This is a genomic window from Neptunomonas phycophila, assembly GCF_001922575.1.
In the GTDB taxonomy this organism is placed as follows: domain Bacteria; phylum Pseudomonadota; class Gammaproteobacteria; order Pseudomonadales; family Balneatricaceae; genus Neptunomonas; species Neptunomonas phycophila.
Genome location: NZ_MRCI01000001.1, coordinates 387,830 through 403,569, shown reverse-complemented (window position 1 = coordinate 403,569; position 15,740 = coordinate 387,830). Strand labels below are relative to the sequence as shown.

Genomic DNA, 15,740 nt, shown 5'->3' with positions numbered 1-15,740 from the left:
CCCCGCACGCATCAATTCAAGACTGCTTAGCGGCCTGTTTTAATACCTGTCCATGCACGAGTTAACTGCCGATCAAATTTAGCGGTGTGGGCTTTTTGTGTGAATAGTTTTGCTTTAGTGGCTTCATCTGGGTAAATCCCAGGATTTGAAATAATGTCCTCATTCAGCAAAGGTTCTGCCGCTTTATTGGCAACAGCATAGTAAACAAAGTTAGAAATCCCAGCAGCTACCTCCGGACGCAGAACATAATCAATAAACTGATACGCTGCCTCTATATGAGGTGCATCCTTAGGAATAGCCATCAAATCAAACCACACCATGGTGCCCTCTTTTGGAATCTCATATCCAACTTCTACTCCCTGCCCTGCCTCATCGGCTCGACTCTCAGATTGCAAAATATCACCGTTATAACCTAAGGCCACGCATACATCGCCGTTGGCCAAGTCGGATATATATTTGCTGGAGTGGAAATAACGAATATTTGAACGTACAGACGCCATTAGTTCAGAGGCTTTTTTCAAATCCGCCTTGCTTTCAGAGTTCGGATCAAGACCTAAATAGTTCAGAACAATTGACACCACTTCGGCAGGCGAGTCCAACACGGCAATACCGCAATCTGCTAGCTTAGCTGATATATCAGGATTAAAAATAAGATCTAGGCTATTAATAGGTTGATCGCCTAAGCGCTCTTTCACCTGTGCTTTGTTATACCCCAGACCAATTGTCCCCCATGCATAGGGGACGTTGTGCACATTGCCCGCGTCGTGCTGGGCCACCTTTTCAATAAACTCTTGATCTAAGTTTTTGTAGTTACTGAGCTTTGTCTTATCAATTTCGCTGTAAATACCCGCTTGGACTTGTCGTTCTAAAAAAGCCCCAGTAGGCACGACTAGATCATAGCCAGAGCCACCAGACATGAGCTTTGCTTCCAAAACTTCGTTTGAATCATAAACATCGTAATTAACCTTGATGCCCGTTTCTTTCTCAAAAGCGGCAATCGCATCCGGCTCTATATAATCCGACCAGTTATAAACGTTCAGTACTTGCTCCTGCGCCATCACGTTTGTCGAAAGAACCGCCGCTAAAGCAGCGGCTAATTGTAAATTTTTATGACGTAACATATCGATCTCCAGTTTATTTTTCGAACCATCACAACCGCATGTAATGGATAAATTTCGCTAACTTCAGGCAATGGCAAGCCCATAACTCCACAAATATATTTGTGGAGTTTTTATTTATCGTTTTTATTATTAAACGTTGATGCCTGCTCTATTTGGCTGGTCTAACAACGCGTTGTAGCGATACATAAAGCAGACTCCCGTTTAGACGGGTATTGTGTAAACCTGCTTTATTTAAGGAGCAATATGACTAATTTAAGGTAACCAAGGCGGGGGTTCCTATACCCCCGAGGTAATAGCATTAACGCTTTACCTAACGTAACAACCGTTACAATAAGCCCAGATAGGCTTCGTATTCGATATCCGAGATCTGCTCATGCAGTTTACGCTGCTCTTGACGCTTGGCAGCGGTATAAACACGCACAAATGTCTCACCTAAGTATTCTTTTAAAACATCGCTTTGAGAAAATCGATCCGTTGCATCATCCCATTTATTAGGAAGCGTTTGGGTACGGTCTGCGCTGTCATCAGTGTATGCATCACCCGTAATAGGAGCTGGCGGCTCTATTTTGTTCTCTATACCGTATAAGGCCCCAGCTAGAATACTGGCTAACACTAAATATGGGTTAGCATCAGCTCCAGACACCCGATGCTCGATGCGTCTAGCGACAGGAGGGCTTTCAGGAATACGCAAGGCAACCGTGCGGTTTTCATATCCCCAGCTGGCAAAGGTTGGCGCATGAGCCCCGGACATAAAGCGGCGGTACGAATTCATATGAGGTGCAAACGTCAACATACTGTTGCTCATCGTTTGCATTAACCCCCCAACGGCATGACGCATCACATCAGTGCCTTCATCGCCCCCATTATCAAATACGTTATTCCCGTTTTCGTCCAGCAAGCTAAAGTGAACATGCATGCCGTTACCGCTTTTCTTGGCATATGGCTTGGCCATAAACGTAGCGGAATACCCCTGTTTGCGCGCAATACCTTTAATCAGTCGCTTAAACATAACGGCTTGATCACCCGCTAGCATCGGATTGGCAACATGGTTAAGGTTAATTTCGAACTGCCCGGGGCCTAGCTCAGAAATAATCGTATCAGCGGGTACACCCTGAATATCACAAGCTTCACGCACTTCGGTGAAAAATGCGGATAAGCAATCCATTTCATCAATCGAATAACAATCAGTTGCTTTGAGACGACGACCATGCCCTTCCACCAACACTGGTGGCCGTGGGCGTTGCGTTTCTTCTGACTGACCGTCCATCAAATAAAATTCTAATTCAGTCGCTACCACCGGGGTCAATCCCAACGCTTTAAAACGAGCCACAACACCGCTCAATACTTGGCGTGGATCGGCACTAAAAGGGGTACCGTCAGGATTAAACATCATCGCCATAACCTGACCACGAGGTACTTCTGCCCATGGCACCTCTACCACCTCATCATGGACAGGCATACACACACCATCGCTATCGCCGGTTTCAAAAACGAGGCCATTATCGAGTACGTCATCCCCCCAAAAATCGAACCCCAACACTGAACGCGGTAACTTCACACCCTCATCCATTACCTTATCCAAGCTATTAACAGGGATACGTTTACCTCTGAGATTACCATTTAGATCCGTGATAAACAGATCAAACTCTCTTTCGTTCTCAGCACTTAAAGACATTACTTTCTCTCTTGCTTGCCAGCCAAATTAGGGTCGATTAAAAAATTAGTATAGAGGTGATTCCGGCAATACTTGTGATCACAAATATACTGCTGATATGATCATAAGTATTACACACGGTCAACTAGATACCCTGCTGCTTTACTACAAAGAGCACATAATTTACATATCCAGAAGTCCGTCAAGCCACACCCTCTTACTAACGGATATAAACGATTGACGTATGGATAAAAAATCACCAATTGAGATAACAATAACCGAGCGCCCACCCAGTGTAACTATTACCCAATGGGTATATGCCACCTTACGATCGGCAGTTATGGATGGGCATATACTACCGGGCCGAGCGCTGACTATCCGCGAACTAGCATCGTTGCTTAATGTCAGCCCTATGCCGATAAGAGAAGCGCTAAGACAATTAGCTGCTGAAAATGCACTCGATATCCGAGAAAACCGACGCATCATGGTACCGCACATGACTCCTGCAAAGTTTACCGAGCTTTACGAAGCTCGCATCGCTATCGAATCTCATGCAGCAGCCCGTGCGCTGCCTTACATAGACACGGAACGTTTGCAGGCACTCAAGCAGTTAGACCAACGGATAGACAAGGCTCAAGCGAACGGCGACCTCATCCAAATAAACCAGCTAAACCAAGCCTTTCACCGCTTAATTTATACCGCTAACCCACACCAAATTACCCTCCCGTTAATAGAAAGTTTATGGCTGCAATTAGGGCCTTTTATGCGTCTAGCCAATAGCAAGCTTGATGATCACTACCAAGTTGATCGGCATGTGGAAGCCATGAATGCAATTGCCAACCACGATGCGTTTGCATTACAGGTTGCTATTGCCGCTGATATTCGCGAAGGCATAGCATTTGCAGCCACCCCCGAGCGTATGCAGCATTTTATCGACGAAGCCAACGATCCATGTTGAGCTAAAAGCCTTTTATCATCCGACACACCAGAATACGACGTGTCTAATAACGACATGGCTGTTGACTTATTATTTTTGTGATCACATTATTGATTATCTTTTGTGATCACAAAAATAAGTGAATCATTCCATTTAATGCTCGTTTCAGGATGCACTCTATGACTACCGTGGCCTCACTTCACACTGACGATTCATTAAAGGCAATAGATGCCAGCCACCACTTACATCCTTTTACAAACACCCACGCCCTCAATGCCAAAGGCGCTCGCGTCATCACTCGCGCGCAAGGTGTTTATCTCTGGGACAGTGAAGGTCACAAGATTTTGGATGGTATGGCCGGGTTATGGTGCGTCAATATGGGTTATGGACGAAAGGAGCTCATTAATGCTGCCCACCAGCAGCTCGAAGTATTGCCCTTCTACAACACTTTTTTTCAAACCAGCCATGAGCCAGTCATAAAACTCGCCCAAGCAATTGCTGAAATAACACCGGCGGACCTAAATCATGTATTTTTTGCCAATTCAGGATCAGAAGCGGTAGACACCTTGATCCGTCTTGTTCGCCATTACTGGTCATTAGAGGGCAAGCCTAGCAAAAATATTATCATTGCTCGCGAAAATGCTTACCACGGCAGCACCATTGCCGGTAGTAGCCTGGGTGGAATGTCAGGCATGCATAAGCAGGGCGGTCCATGGGTGCCAAATATTGAACGTATTCGCCAACCTTACTATTACGGAGAAGCCGACAATCAAGAGCAATCCCCAGAAGCCTTTGGGCTAGCATGTGCCCGTGCTCTAGAAGATAAAATACTTGAGGTAGGGGCCGAAAATGTAGCGGCGTTTATTGGCGAACCAGTACAAGGTGCCGGCGGAGTTATCGTACCGCCTAATACCTACTGGCCAGAAATTCAGCGTATTTGTAAAAAATACGATATCTTACTGGCTAGCGATGAAGTCATCTGCGGCTTTGGACGAACAGGTGACTGGTTCGGCTGTGAAAACTTTGGCTTTACACCCGATATCATGACCATGGCTAAAGGACTATCATCGGGCTATATGCCAATCTCAGCCGTAGCTATCAATGATCGAATTACATCCACATTATTAGCTCATGATGATGACTTTAATCATGGCTTTACCTATTCAGGGCACCCGGTAGCGGCGGCTGTTGCCTTAGCCAATATCAGGCTTATGCAACAAGAGAACATCGTCAATCATGTTCACTCTGATACGGCCCCTTATTTTCAACAACGAATTCGCGAAGCACTTAAAGATCATCCATTAGTCGGGCACATAGAGGGCGTTGGACTACTTGCCGGTATTGCCTTAGTGCAAGATAAATCGACGCGTACTCTATACCCAGATAATATTGATATTGGCTTGGTGTGTCGCGACCACTGTTTTGAAAACGGCTTAATTATGCGAGCAGTTGGCAGTCGCATGGTGCTATCGCCACCATTAGTTATCACGCACGATCAAATAGACGAGTTATGCGAAAAAGCACGTCTGTGTTTTGATCTCACATTAGCTAGCGCCCAACGATGCTTAGCGTAAGTGCCTTCACATAACTAACAAGGTAAATTTGAAAGGATATGGTCATGACTCTCAACCCAACAACCTCTGTGCACAACACTGAAGCCTATGGCCTTAAAGCACTCGCAGGATTAATTGACCATATTCACAGTGCCAGCTTTCCTAAAATGCTAGAAGAGTTCATTGGCCGTATTTGCCAATTCGACTCTTTTTTGATGCTAACTTATAAAACGCACTTTAAACCGTTGGTTCTGCACCCTAAAAGCCCTGCTGAACATAGCCCAACTCTGCGCTTTTATATCGACCAAGCGTACATTTTCGACCCAATATACCATTTGGTAAAAGAATCTCCGGCTGCCGATGTGCACCGTATATGTGATATTGCACCGGATAGCTTCCATAGCACCGAATATTATGAGAAGTGTTACAAGTATTTTGATCTGGTGGATGAGATCAACCTAATCATCCCAATTGATAATGAGGTCACCTGCGCGATTGCGCTAGGCCGAAAGTCACAACTGGGATCAATTAACCGTCAAGAGCATAATGCGTTAAAGCAATGGCTACCTGTTTTGGCCTCACTTGTGCAGCAATTTTGGTTAACTCAACAGTCTTTATATATCGATAATGCCAAACCGGAAGGCGCTATACAGCAAGCATTAACGAGCTTTGGAAGTGGCGTACTTACACGACGCGAGCAGCAAATTACGGCACTTATCCTACAAGGGCACTCATCCAAAGCTATTTCCGCACTATTGGATATCAGCCCCGGAACCGTAAAAGTTCACCGCAAAAATATTCACACGCGTTTAAACACATCAACACAATCGGAAATTTTCCAACAGTTCCTTACCCATCTAAAATCCTTAGATGATTCAATTGAGTAACTACTTTCCCCCTTAACCAAACGGAGGCCAATCACCTCCGTTTACTAAGCACATGGATGTGCCAGCACTAGCGCTAGAGACGAATCCAGACATTCTTCATCGAGGTATATTTCTCCAATGAATGGATTGATTTATCGCGCCCATTGCCGGATGCTTTTACCCCACCAAAAGGCACAGTAGAATCACCTTCTCCCCACGTGTTAACCCAAACCATACCGCTTTTTAACTGACGACTAACTCGATGCGCTCGTGATAAATTAGCTGTCCAGATCGCGGCCCCTAGCCCATAGCGCGAGTCGTTCGCCAGCGCTATTGCTTCGCCTTCCGTTTCGAATTCGCATACAGCTAATACAGGGCCAAAGATTTCTTCCTGAACAAAGGTCATGCTGTTATCGGCATCAGTGATAATAGTCGGTTTCGCATAAAAGCCCTTACCTTCTGTGTAATCAGGTAAGCCGCCCGTCGCCAGCGTTGCGCCTTGATCCAAGGCCGACTGAATATAATGAGCCACTGTATTTAATTGTGCGGCATCGACCATTGGCCCCATCCGCGTTTCAGGATCGAGCGGATCGCCAGTGCGGTAAGCTTGTGCGGCTTCTTTCAATGCCGACAAAAACGCTTCTTTAATCCCTTTTTGCACATAAATACGCGAACAAGCTATACACACCTCACCTTGATTCGAGAAGATTGCCGCCGCCGACGTTCTGGCCGCTTTAACGATATCGTCGCAGTCATCAAAAATGATATTCGGTGACTTACCACCCGCTTCCAGCCAGACTTTTTTCAAGTTGGACTGGCCTGCATACTCCATCAACATACCCGCCACACGTGTAGAGCCAGTAAATGCCAATACATCAACATTCATATGCAAGGCTAGCGCTTTGCCTGCCGTGTGCCCAAAACCTGGCAACACATTAAGCACCCCATCAGGTAATCCTGCTTCCGAGGCCAACTCAGCCAAACGTAAAGCGCTTAATGGCGCTTTTTCAGACGGCTTTAAAATAACGCTATTCCCCATCGCTATTGCCGGCGCCAACTTCCAAGAAACCATCATTAGCGGATAATTCCAGGGCGTTATCGCAGCAACTACACCAACCGGCTCGTGCGTTATCAGTGCTAAAACATCTTTATTCGTTGGTGCAATATCACCATAGACTTTATCAATAGATTCTGCGGTCCAACGAAAGCAGTCAATCGTATCGGGGACATCAACGGCGACCATTTCACTGATGGATTTACCCATATCTAGCGTATCAAGGATGGCAAACTCATCATGATGCGCTTCAATTAAGTCAGCCCAACGCAGCATGATTTCTTTTCGTTTGGCAGGCGCCATTTGTGACCACACGCCGGATTCAAATACCGCTTTGGCGTTAGCAACGGCTATATCCACATCAGCATCGTCACAACTTGCAACATTCGCCAATAGCGCTTCGTTCGTTGGGTTGATAGATGGGAATGTTTGCCCACGTTGCGAAGGCTGAAAGCGACCATTGATATAAGCTTTATCTCTGAAAGAGATATCGTGGCTCAGTTGTTTCCATTCAGCGTAGCTTTTCATAAGAATACCTTCATAATATTGATTGCCTTGCCTCGCAAGCCATCAATACAAATAAAACAGTACTCGCAGTCTACGCTGCTATGCTGGCGCGAGGAATATCCCCTAAGAGATAGAAGACTATTTATGCACGCCTAATGAATGGGTAGTAGCAGCCAGCACGTACAAAAACTCTAGCGCTAAAGTAGCACCTGCTAATGCGGTGATTTCTGCATTATCATAAGCGGGCGCGACTTCTACAACATCCATCCCAATCAAATCCAACCCTTGCAATCCTCTAATCAATTTTAAAGCGCAATCCACCGTTAAGCCCGCCACCACCGGTGTGCCCGTACCAGGCGCAAACGCAGGGTCTAAGCCATCAATATCAAAGCTGACATAAATTGGCTTATCACCGACGCGTGCACGAATTCTCTCAAGAGTTGCCGTCGGGCCATGGTCATTAATCCACGCGGCATCTAATACCTCAAACGGATGACCTTCTACTGTGTAACTTGTCCGAATACCTAACTGAATTGAGTGCTCGTGATCAACTAGCCCTTCCTGCACGGCATGATGAAAAATGGTACCGTGATCATAACGGCTCCCCCCCGAATACGTGTCCGTATGCGCATCCACATGCACCAAGGCGACTGGACCATATTTTTTAGCATAAGCGCGTAAAACAGGTAGTGTAATAAAATGGTCACCGCCAAACGTTAGCGCTTTTTTACCTGACGAGACTATGGAGCCAATGTGCGCTTCTAAATTATCCACAAGTGTTTGCGGCTCTCCATGTTTAAACAATAAATTACCTGAGTCCTCTACCGCTAAATAATCATCTAAGGCAAACGACCAAGGCCAACGGGCACCCTCCCATATCAAATTAGCTGATGCCTGCCTGATAGCTGCCGGACCTAAACGCGCCCCCGGACGCCCGCTGGTCGCTAAATCAAAAGGCACACCCGTCACGACAACCTCAGCGTCACTTCGCTCTAAATTCGTCACTTGCGGCCACTGCATAAAGGTCATGCCTAACTCGCCATAGAGGGGTAAATCTGCATTTGCTACGGACATTATGATTCTCATCCATTGTAATTAATTCGTTCTGTTTAGAATAAGCACTAGCTAATAATTATTGAAACGCATATTTTTAATAAAACTATTAATACTATACATACTGGATTTACACCAATGAGCCTCTTACGTCAGTTTGACCTTAACTTGTTAGTAATTTTGGAAGCACTGATCACCGAATGCCATGTTAGCCGTGCAGCTGACAAAGTATTCTTAAGCCAATCGGCTATGAGCCATGCCCTTAACCGACTGCGCGAACAATTAGATGACCCATTATTGATACGTTATGGTCAAGGGCTAAAGCCCAGCCCCAAAGCTTTAGAAATGCTACCCGAAATACAAACCGCTTTACGACTCATTGAACACCAACTATCACCGCCAGCCCCATTTGATCCAGCCAAGACAGAACGTACATTTACGTTAGCAGTAACGGACTTTGTAGAAACCGTTATTCTGCCTGAACTATTACCTATCCTTATTGAGCAAGCCCCTCGGATACGCTTCTCAATAGAAATGATTGGTATGAATTATTCACAAGATGCCTTAGCCGCCCTCAACACCGATCTCGTTATCGGCTTACATACCGAGTCAACACTGCCAGAAGGTTTAATTGCTACGCCGTGGCTTACCGAGCACTATGCCATTATTGCTAATCAAACGCGCCTCAACACACACATCACAACCAAAGAATACATCCAAGCAACTCACATCAACGTGGTAGATACTGCCGGTGAGAAAAACTACACCGGCGACCCCATCGACCTCTGGTTAGCCAACAATTCACTCAAACGAGATTCGTTAATAAGCACGGTAAACTACTTTGCAGCAGCTAAAATGGTAACCCAAACCCATTCATTAATGACACTACCCAAGCGCATGGCCAAACTGTTTAGTCAACATATGCCGTTAACGATTGTTACACCCCCAGCTGACTTCCCTGTGCTTAATATGAGCATCATCCGACACACTCTCCACCGTAAAAACCCAGCTATTAACTGGCTACAGGATCAATTTATCTCATACGAAAGCGGCCTATAATCATGTGGAGCTGCCACTTCAGTTAATAGAAGCCTCTATTTCCCAGACAGGGCTTTTGATAGACTGTTGCGCTCGCGTTAACCGACTAAAGAAACGAATTCATGGCTCAAGACAGCACAACTCAACACACCCCAATGATGCAGCAGTACCTCAAGATCAAAGCGGAATACCCGCACCAATTGGTCTTTTATCGTATGGGAGATTTTTATGAGTTGTTCTACGACGATGCCAAACGCGCATCGGAGCTGCTCAACATATCACTAACTGCGCGCGGCAAATCCGGCGGCAACGCTATTCCAATGGCAGGGCTTCCGTTTCATGCCGCCGAGGGCTATATCGCAAAGATCGTTCGGGCTGGTGAGTCTGTCGTTATCTGCGAACAATTTGGAGACCCAGCCACAAGCAAGGGACCTGTCGAGCGCAAAGTGGCTCGCATTGTTACTCCAGGCACATTAAGTGACGAAGCTTTTTTAGATGAATCTCGCGATAACATTTTATTAGCGATCAACACACATCAAGATAAGTACGGTGTCTCTTTAGTCGATATCAGTACAGGTCGTTTTAGCTTAATGGAACTGGACGATCAAGAATCGCTCATGGCCGAACTCGAACGGTTAAAGCCTGCCGAGATACTCTTCAACGATGATACAATTTTAGAGTCTATTTTACGTGGCCGTCCCGGCCTACGTGGCCAGGCTCCGTGGAACTTTGAGACTGAATCAGCTGAACGCTTGCTGTGCCAGCAGTTTAACACCCAAGACCTCGAAGGTTTTGGTATTGCGCACATGACCTTAGCGATAGGCGCTGCAGGCTGCTTGTTACAATATGCAAAAGACACCCAGCGATCAGCGCTACCTCACATTCGGCGTTTATTAATCGAGCAACGGTCAGAAACCGTTATTTTAGATGCCGCTACGCGCCGTAACTTAGAGATTGATCAAAATCTAGCCGGCGGGCGAGAAAACACCCTGATTAGCGTGATGGATAAAACCGCCACGGCTATGGGTAGCCGCTTACTACGTCGCTGGCTCAACCAGCCGCTTCGCGATATAGACACATTGTTACATCGGCAGACAGCAATACAGTGGTTCCGCACTCATTATCGATACGAAGCCGCTGCAGAGCACCTTAAAGGGATCGGTGATATCGAACGCATCTTGTCGCGAGTCGGCTTAGGCTCTGCTCGCCCGCGTGACTTAGAGCGGCTGCGCGACGCCTTAGCAAGCCTGCCTAGTTTACAGAACGCCTTGCTGGATGAGTCCAGACCGCAACACATAAACCGCCTTGCTCATTTGGTCAGTGAATTCCCTGAACAAGCCAGTCTGTTAAAAAAAGCCATCATTGATAACCCTCCAGTAGTGATTCGCGATGGTGGCGTCATCGCTGATGGCTACGACGAAGAACTAGACGAACTGCGTAATATCAGTGAAAACGCTGGTGATTATCTGATCAAACTAGAGCAACAAGAAAAGGCACGCACCGGAATAGCTACGCTAAAAGTAGGTTACAACCGTGTCCATGGCTACTTTATTGAAATCAGTAAAGCACAAGCTACCGAAGTACCCGCCGAATACATTCGACGCCAAACACTGAAAAATGCCGAACGATTTATTACACCAGAACTGAAATCATTTGAGGATAAGGCTCTCAGTGCTAAAAGCCGCGCATTAGCGCGTGAAAAAGCCCTGTATGAGTCGCTCATCAGCCTGCTTGCCGAACAACTGCCAGCACTTCAAGATTGTGCACAGGCGCTGGCAGAGTTAGATACCTTATGCAATTTAGCAGAACGCGCAGACACACTAAACCTCACGGCTCCTCACTTACACCAATCGCCTCAACTATCCATTCGCCAAGGTCGTCACCCCGTCGTTGAGTCTGTATTGGAAACGCCGTTCGTGGCTAACGATTTAAGCTTATCTCCAGAGCGACGCATGCTGGTTATTACCGGCCCTAACATGGGCGGTAAATCGACTTATATGCGCCAAGCAGCCTTAATAGCCCTACTCGCGCACATAGGAAGCTACGTACCAGCCGAGTCGGTTGATATTGGCATTATGGATCGAATATTTACCCGTATGGGTTCATCCGATGACCTAGCTGGCGGTCGTTCTACATTTATGGTCGAGATGACCGAAACCGCCAACATTTTACATAACGCTTCTGAGAGCAGCCTCGTATTAATGGATGAAGTAGGTCGCGGCACCAGTACCTTTGATGGTCTATCACTCGCATGGTCAGCCGCCGATTATTTAGCAAGCGAAATTAAAGCGCTCACCCTGTTTGCGACGCATTATTTTGAGTTAACCGCTCTCCCTGAACAGCAAGAAGGCGTGTTCAATGTTCACCTTAATGCTTTAGAGCACAACGACACCATTGTCTTTATGCACGAAGTTCAAGAAGGCCCGGCCAGCCAAAGCTATGGGTTGCAAGTTGCTCAACTAGCAGGCGTACCTCACCACGTCATTACACAGGCGAGGCAAAAGCTAATCCAGCTTGAAGCCGACAGCGTAAAAACACAAACCGGCGCCACACCTCCACCGCCAGTCCAAAACGATATGTTCAGTGCGCCTAGCAGCCCAGCATTGGATGCATTAAAAGACACGAATCCAGATAATTTATCCCCACGTGAAGCGCTAGAGTTGCTATATTCACTCAAGAGCTTGCTGTGATGACTCATCAGAGCGTGTTTTTTAAACCCAGTTAAGGAGAGCAGCACATGGCTTTTGTAGTAACAGATAACTGCATACGCTGTAAGTATACGGATTGTGTAGAAGTATGCCCGGTTGACTGCTTCTATGAAGGGGAAAACTTTCTGGTCATCCATCCAGATGAATGTATCGATTGTGGATTATGCGAGCCAGAATGCCCAGCTGGCGCAATTTTTTTAGACGATGATGTACCTGAAAGCCAGCAAATCTTTATCGATATCAATGCCGAACTATCAGAGGTTTGGAGCAATATTAGTGAACGCAAAGAGCCATTACCCGATGCTCAGGAATGGGACGGAAAACCCAACAAGCTAAAGTATCTCATCAAAGGCTAAGGCACCCGCTTGACCGGCTAGGCAAGCCTGCTGATTTATCTCAGCAGGTCTTCCCCAGATAAACCGTTCTTTTCAACAATTTCACGCAGTTTACGTAACGCTTCTACTTGAATTTGACGAACACGCTCACGCGTCAAACCTATCTCAGTACCCACTTCTTCAAGCGTACTCATCTCATAGCCACGTAAGCCAAACCGACGGGATATAACCTCTGAATGCTTTTCAGGCAACATATCCAACCATTTTTCTAGGTTGCCGCTGATATTGTTGTTCTGCAATAGCACTTCGGGATCCGACGTTTCACGATCAGCAATGGTTTCGATAACCGGCTTATCCGAATCACCCATTGGAATATCAATAGAGGAAACCCGTTCATTAAAGCCTAGCATTTTCTGTACAGCTTCAACCGGCTTGCAAACCGCTTCGGCTATTTCTTCTGCTGTTGGCTCATGATCCAGTTTTTGGGATAGCTCTCGTGCCGCTCGCAAATATACATTGAGCTCTTTAACCACATGTATAGGTAAACGAATGGTTCGTGTTTGGTTCATGATGGCACGCTCAATGGTCTGACGAATCCACCATGTCGCGTAAGTAGAGAATCGGAAGCCACGCTCAGGATCAAATTTCTCAACCGCACGAATCAATCCCAAATTACCCTCTTCGATAAGATCCAACAGGGTTAAACCGCGATTAATATAACGGCGAGATATTTTAACCACCAAGCGTAAGTTACTTTCTATCATACGCTTGCGGGAAGGCTCGTCGCCTTTAAGCGCCAAACGCGAAAAGTAAACTTCCTCTTCTGCTGATAATAAAGGCGAGAAGCCTATCTCATTGAGATAAAGCTGGGTGGCGTCGAGCGACTTGGCACTTAGCAAATCTTTATGCGCTAAACTGCCACGGCCACGGCCACTATTCAGTAACTCCGGCTCATCGTCATGGCTGTCATCGTCCATGCTTTCGCTATCAGTAGTATCTAAATCATCTTCCATGCTATCAACCAATATATCCTTATGCGGTGAATCGCTTCTATCACTACTCGTCATCACTGTTGTCACCTTTATACTTAGATAACTTTATTATTATTTACCGTTTAGGCAAATACCGTAGCGGGTTGACCGGCTTTCCATCCTTGCGAATTTCAAAGTGAAGCATCGTACTAACTGACCCGCTATTACCTATTTCGGCAATTTTTGCCCCAACCTTAACATTTTCGTTCTCTTTTACGAGAATTTTACTGTTGTGCGCATAAGCGCTTAAATATTCTTGGTTGTGATTGATGATGACGAGGTTACCGTAACCATGCAGGCCACTACCTGCATAGACGACATTTCCAGCCGCAGCGGCATACACTGGGTCGCCTTTCTTACCTGCTAAATTAATCCCTTTGTTGGCCTCACCACTAAACCCGGCTATGACTTTTCCTGTTGCAGGCCAGCGCCAATTAACACGGGTATTGGTGGCCACTTTGGGTTTAGAGGGAGAACTGACCGCCGGTGTTTTTTTCGGTGTCGATGGTGCTTTGGATGCATTCTGCTGATTACTAGAACTAGGCTGACTATTAGCCTTAGGGGCCTTAGCTATTGTTGTTGAAGTGTTTTTGCTTTGGCTTACAGGACTAGCCGCCACAGCTAACACTTGTCCTGGGTAAATAGTATATCGGCTATTAATGTTATTTTTTTTCGCTAATTGACGGTAATCGATCCCATAACGAAACGCTATTGAGTACAAGGTATCCCCGCGCTGCACGCGATAGTAACCTGGTGGCGTAGCAGAAGCCGATTGGCCATCACGAATAATTTCGACGTTGCGCCGCTGATTAATCGATAAATCAGTAACCGGAGCATAACCAGACGAGCAAGCGGTCAGAATAAGGCAAAAACCTACACACAGGCACCATTTTCTGTGCCTAAAGAATCCACTTATGTAGTCTTTACCCGCTTGTATAGTCATTAATCAGTGCTAGTTACATCTCTATCTATCAATAATACTAACGCAACGCCTACCACCAACATAATAACGGACATCCATAAATAGGCATGCTGGCCTGTTAACACCTCATAATTGAAAGGCGATACGTTCTCCTGAACCAACGGAACCTGATCACCGTGGCGGTTTAATGTATACGCTGTGGTATATTTCCAAGGCCATACCTTATTTAAAGAACCTAACAAAAAACCAGACATCACAGACAAGGTCGCTAGGCGATAACGTGAGAATAACCAATGCAACACGTGCGAAAATGATAACAACCCTGCTACTGCACCCGCCGCAAATAATAGTATTGTATTGATCTCAAAGCCTTTTATTGACTGAAGAATAAAGCTGTACATACCCAGCAACAATAAAATAAAAGACCCCGAAATACCCGGCAAAATCATCGCACATATGGCGATGGCTCCGGACAAAAAGATGGCTAAAGGCGTTGCTTCTATCTCGGTAGGTGTTAACGAAGTCACTATGTAAGCCAACAAAGCTCCCATAATAAACAACACGCTATTTTGAGTATTCCAAGATGAGATATGGCGGGCGATGGACCATGTAGAAGCCAAAATTAGCCCAAAAAAGAAAGCCCACAATATTTCAGGATAATTTTCCAACATAAATAAAACGGCATGAGCCAGCGTTAAAATACTAACCGCTATACCGCCTAATAAACTGATCAAAAAGTTACCATTAATGGCTTGCCAAAAAGAGGCAGGCCCTTTGGTAAACAACAAGCACAGTGTTTTAGGATTGCACTGCCTAATACTAAAGATCAGTTCTTCATAGATTCCCGTTATGAATGCGATCGTCCCACCTGAAACGCCAGGGACAGCATCCGCCGCGCCCATCATGAGACCTTTGAGCATCACAAACACATAACCCATTAAATTCCGCTGCTGCTTCACCC

The 15,740-nt window shown here is 46.0% G+C and carries 13 protein-coding genes; 6 read left to right on the top strand and 7 right to left on the bottom strand.

Annotated elements, in window-relative coordinates; translation table 11 throughout:
* Window positions 1-26 precede the first annotated feature (26 nt).
* Both BS617_RS01835 and BS617_RS01830 read right to left on the bottom strand, forming a co-directional pair.
* Window positions 27-1,121 (bottom strand): polyamine ABC transporter substrate-binding protein, encoded by a 1,095-nt coding sequence (locus BS617_RS01835; RefSeq protein WP_075171216.1) that lies wholly within the window; start codon window positions 1,119-1,121, stop codon window positions 27-29.
* 325 nt (window positions 1,122-1,446) lie between these two features.
* A complete protein-coding gene (locus BS617_RS01830) occupies window positions 1,447-2,796 on the bottom strand; it encodes a glutamine synthetase family protein (protein WP_075171215.1) in 1,350 nt (449 codons plus the stop codon).
* 223 nt (window positions 2,797-3,019) lie between these two features.
* On the opposite strand from BS617_RS01830, the gene BS617_RS01825 reads away from it, so the two are divergent.
* From BS617_RS01825 to BS617_RS01815, 3 genes are all read left to right on the top strand, one after another.
* Window positions 3,020-3,733 (top strand): GntR family transcriptional regulator, encoded by a 714-nt coding sequence (locus BS617_RS01825; protein ID WP_075171214.1) that lies wholly within the window; start codon window positions 3,020-3,022, stop codon window positions 3,731-3,733.
* A gap of 158 nt (window positions 3,734-3,891) precedes the next feature.
* Complete coding sequence (locus BS617_RS01820; RefSeq protein ID WP_139303128.1) at window positions 3,892-5,286, top strand: aspartate aminotransferase family protein; 1,395 nt, start codon at window positions 3,892-3,894, stop codon at window positions 5,284-5,286.
* Between the two features lie 44 nt (window positions 5,287-5,330).
* Complete coding sequence (locus tag BS617_RS01815; RefSeq protein ID WP_139303127.1) at window positions 5,331-6,152, top strand: helix-turn-helix domain-containing protein; 822 nt, start codon at window positions 5,331-5,333, stop codon at window positions 6,150-6,152.
* 73 nt (window positions 6,153-6,225) lie between these two features.
* On the opposite strand, the gene BS617_RS01810 is transcribed toward BS617_RS01815, so the two are convergent.
* Window positions 6,226-7,713: an aldehyde dehydrogenase gene (locus tag BS617_RS01810; protein WP_075171211.1), complete on the bottom strand. Its 1,488-nt coding sequence runs from the start codon at window positions 7,711-7,713 to the stop codon at window positions 6,226-6,228.
* A gap of 117 nt (window positions 7,714-7,830) precedes the next feature.
* The gene (speB, locus tag BS617_RS01805) at window positions 7,831-8,766 is read right to left on the bottom strand and encodes an agmatinase (RefSeq protein WP_075171210.1); all 936 of its coding nucleotides are present in this window, start codon (window positions 8,764-8,766) and stop codon (window positions 7,831-7,833) included.
* Between the two features lie 117 nt (window positions 8,767-8,883).
* Between speB and BS617_RS01800 the strand changes: the two genes are divergently transcribed.
* The 3 genes from BS617_RS01800 to fdxA all read left to right on the top strand — a co-directional run bounded on the left by BS617_RS01800 (window position 8,884) and on the right by fdxA (window position 12,847).
* Window positions 8,884-9,804 (top strand): LysR family transcriptional regulator, encoded by a 921-nt coding sequence (locus BS617_RS01800; protein ID WP_075171209.1) that lies wholly within the window; start codon window positions 8,884-8,886, stop codon window positions 9,802-9,804.
* A gap of 101 nt (window positions 9,805-9,905) precedes the next feature.
* Complete coding sequence (gene mutS / locus BS617_RS01795) at window positions 9,906-12,473, top strand: DNA mismatch repair protein MutS (RefSeq protein ID WP_075171208.1); 2,568 nt, start codon at window positions 9,906-9,908, stop codon at window positions 12,471-12,473.
* 47 nt (window positions 12,474-12,520) lie between these two features.
* Window positions 12,521-12,847 (top strand): ferredoxin FdxA, encoded by a 327-nt coding sequence (fdxA, locus tag BS617_RS01790; RefSeq protein WP_075171207.1) that lies wholly within the window; start codon window positions 12,521-12,523, stop codon window positions 12,845-12,847.
* Window positions 12,848-12,882: 35 nt separating this feature from the next.
* Here fdxA and rpoS read toward each other — a convergent pair whose 3' ends face one another.
* Genes rpoS through BS617_RS01775 form a run of 3 tightly spaced genes read right to left on the bottom strand, consistent with a single transcriptional unit; the run spans window position 12,883 to window position 15,738 of the window.
* Entirely contained in the window at window positions 12,883-13,893 is a 1,011-nt protein-coding gene (gene rpoS, locus BS617_RS01785; protein WP_075171206.1) for an RNA polymerase sigma factor RpoS, read from the bottom strand.
* A gap of 40 nt (window positions 13,894-13,933) precedes the next feature.
* Window positions 13,934-14,800: a peptidoglycan DD-metalloendopeptidase family protein gene (locus BS617_RS01780; RefSeq protein WP_083609895.1), complete on the bottom strand. Its 867-nt coding sequence runs from the start codon at window positions 14,798-14,800 to the stop codon at window positions 13,934-13,936.
* Window positions 14,800-15,738 (bottom strand): polyprenyl-phosphate transporter, encoded by a 939-nt coding sequence (locus BS617_RS01775; RefSeq protein ID WP_212667401.1) that lies wholly within the window; start codon window positions 15,736-15,738, stop codon window positions 14,800-14,802. The genes BS617_RS01780 and BS617_RS01775 overlap by 1 nt, the downstream gene beginning before the upstream one ends.
* Window positions 15,739-15,740 lie beyond the last annotated feature (2 nt).

Coding starts and splice junctions, on each gene's coding strand:
- BS617_RS01835 (WP_075171216.1), bottom strand. CDS start 1,121: ATGTTACGTCATAAAAATTTACAATTAGCCGCTGCTTTAGCGGCGGTT.
- BS617_RS01830 (WP_075171215.1), bottom strand. CDS start 2,796: ATGTCTTTAAGTGCTGAGAACGAAAGAGAGTTTGATCTGTTTATCACG.
- BS617_RS01825 (WP_075171214.1), top strand. CDS start 3,020: ATGGATAAAAAATCACCAATTGAGATAACAATAACCGAGCGCCCACCC.
- BS617_RS01820 (WP_139303128.1), top strand. CDS start 3,892: ATGACTACCGTGGCCTCACTTCACACTGACGATTCATTAAAGGCAATA.
- BS617_RS01815 (WP_139303127.1), top strand. CDS start 5,331: ATGACTCTCAACCCAACAACCTCTGTGCACAACACTGAAGCCTATGGC.
- BS617_RS01810 (WP_075171211.1), bottom strand. CDS start 7,713: ATGAAAAGCTACGCTGAATGGAAACAACTGAGCCACGATATCTCTTTC.
- speB (WP_075171210.1), bottom strand. CDS start 8,766: ATGTCCGTAGCAAATGCAGATTTACCCCTCTATGGCGAGTTAGGCATG.
- BS617_RS01800 (WP_075171209.1), top strand. CDS start 8,884: ATGAGCCTCTTACGTCAGTTTGACCTTAACTTGTTAGTAATTTTGGAA.
- mutS (WP_075171208.1), top strand. CDS start 9,906: ATGGCTCAAGACAGCACAACTCAACACACCCCAATGATGCAGCAGTAC.
- fdxA (WP_075171207.1), top strand. CDS start 12,521: ATGGCTTTTGTAGTAACAGATAACTGCATACGCTGTAAGTATACGGAT.
- rpoS (WP_075171206.1), bottom strand. CDS start 13,893: ATGACGAGTAGTGATAGAAGCGATTCACCGCATAAGGATATATTGGTT.
- BS617_RS01780 (WP_083609895.1), bottom strand. CDS start 14,800: ATGACTATACAAGCGGGTAAAGACTACATAAGTGGATTCTTTAGGCAC.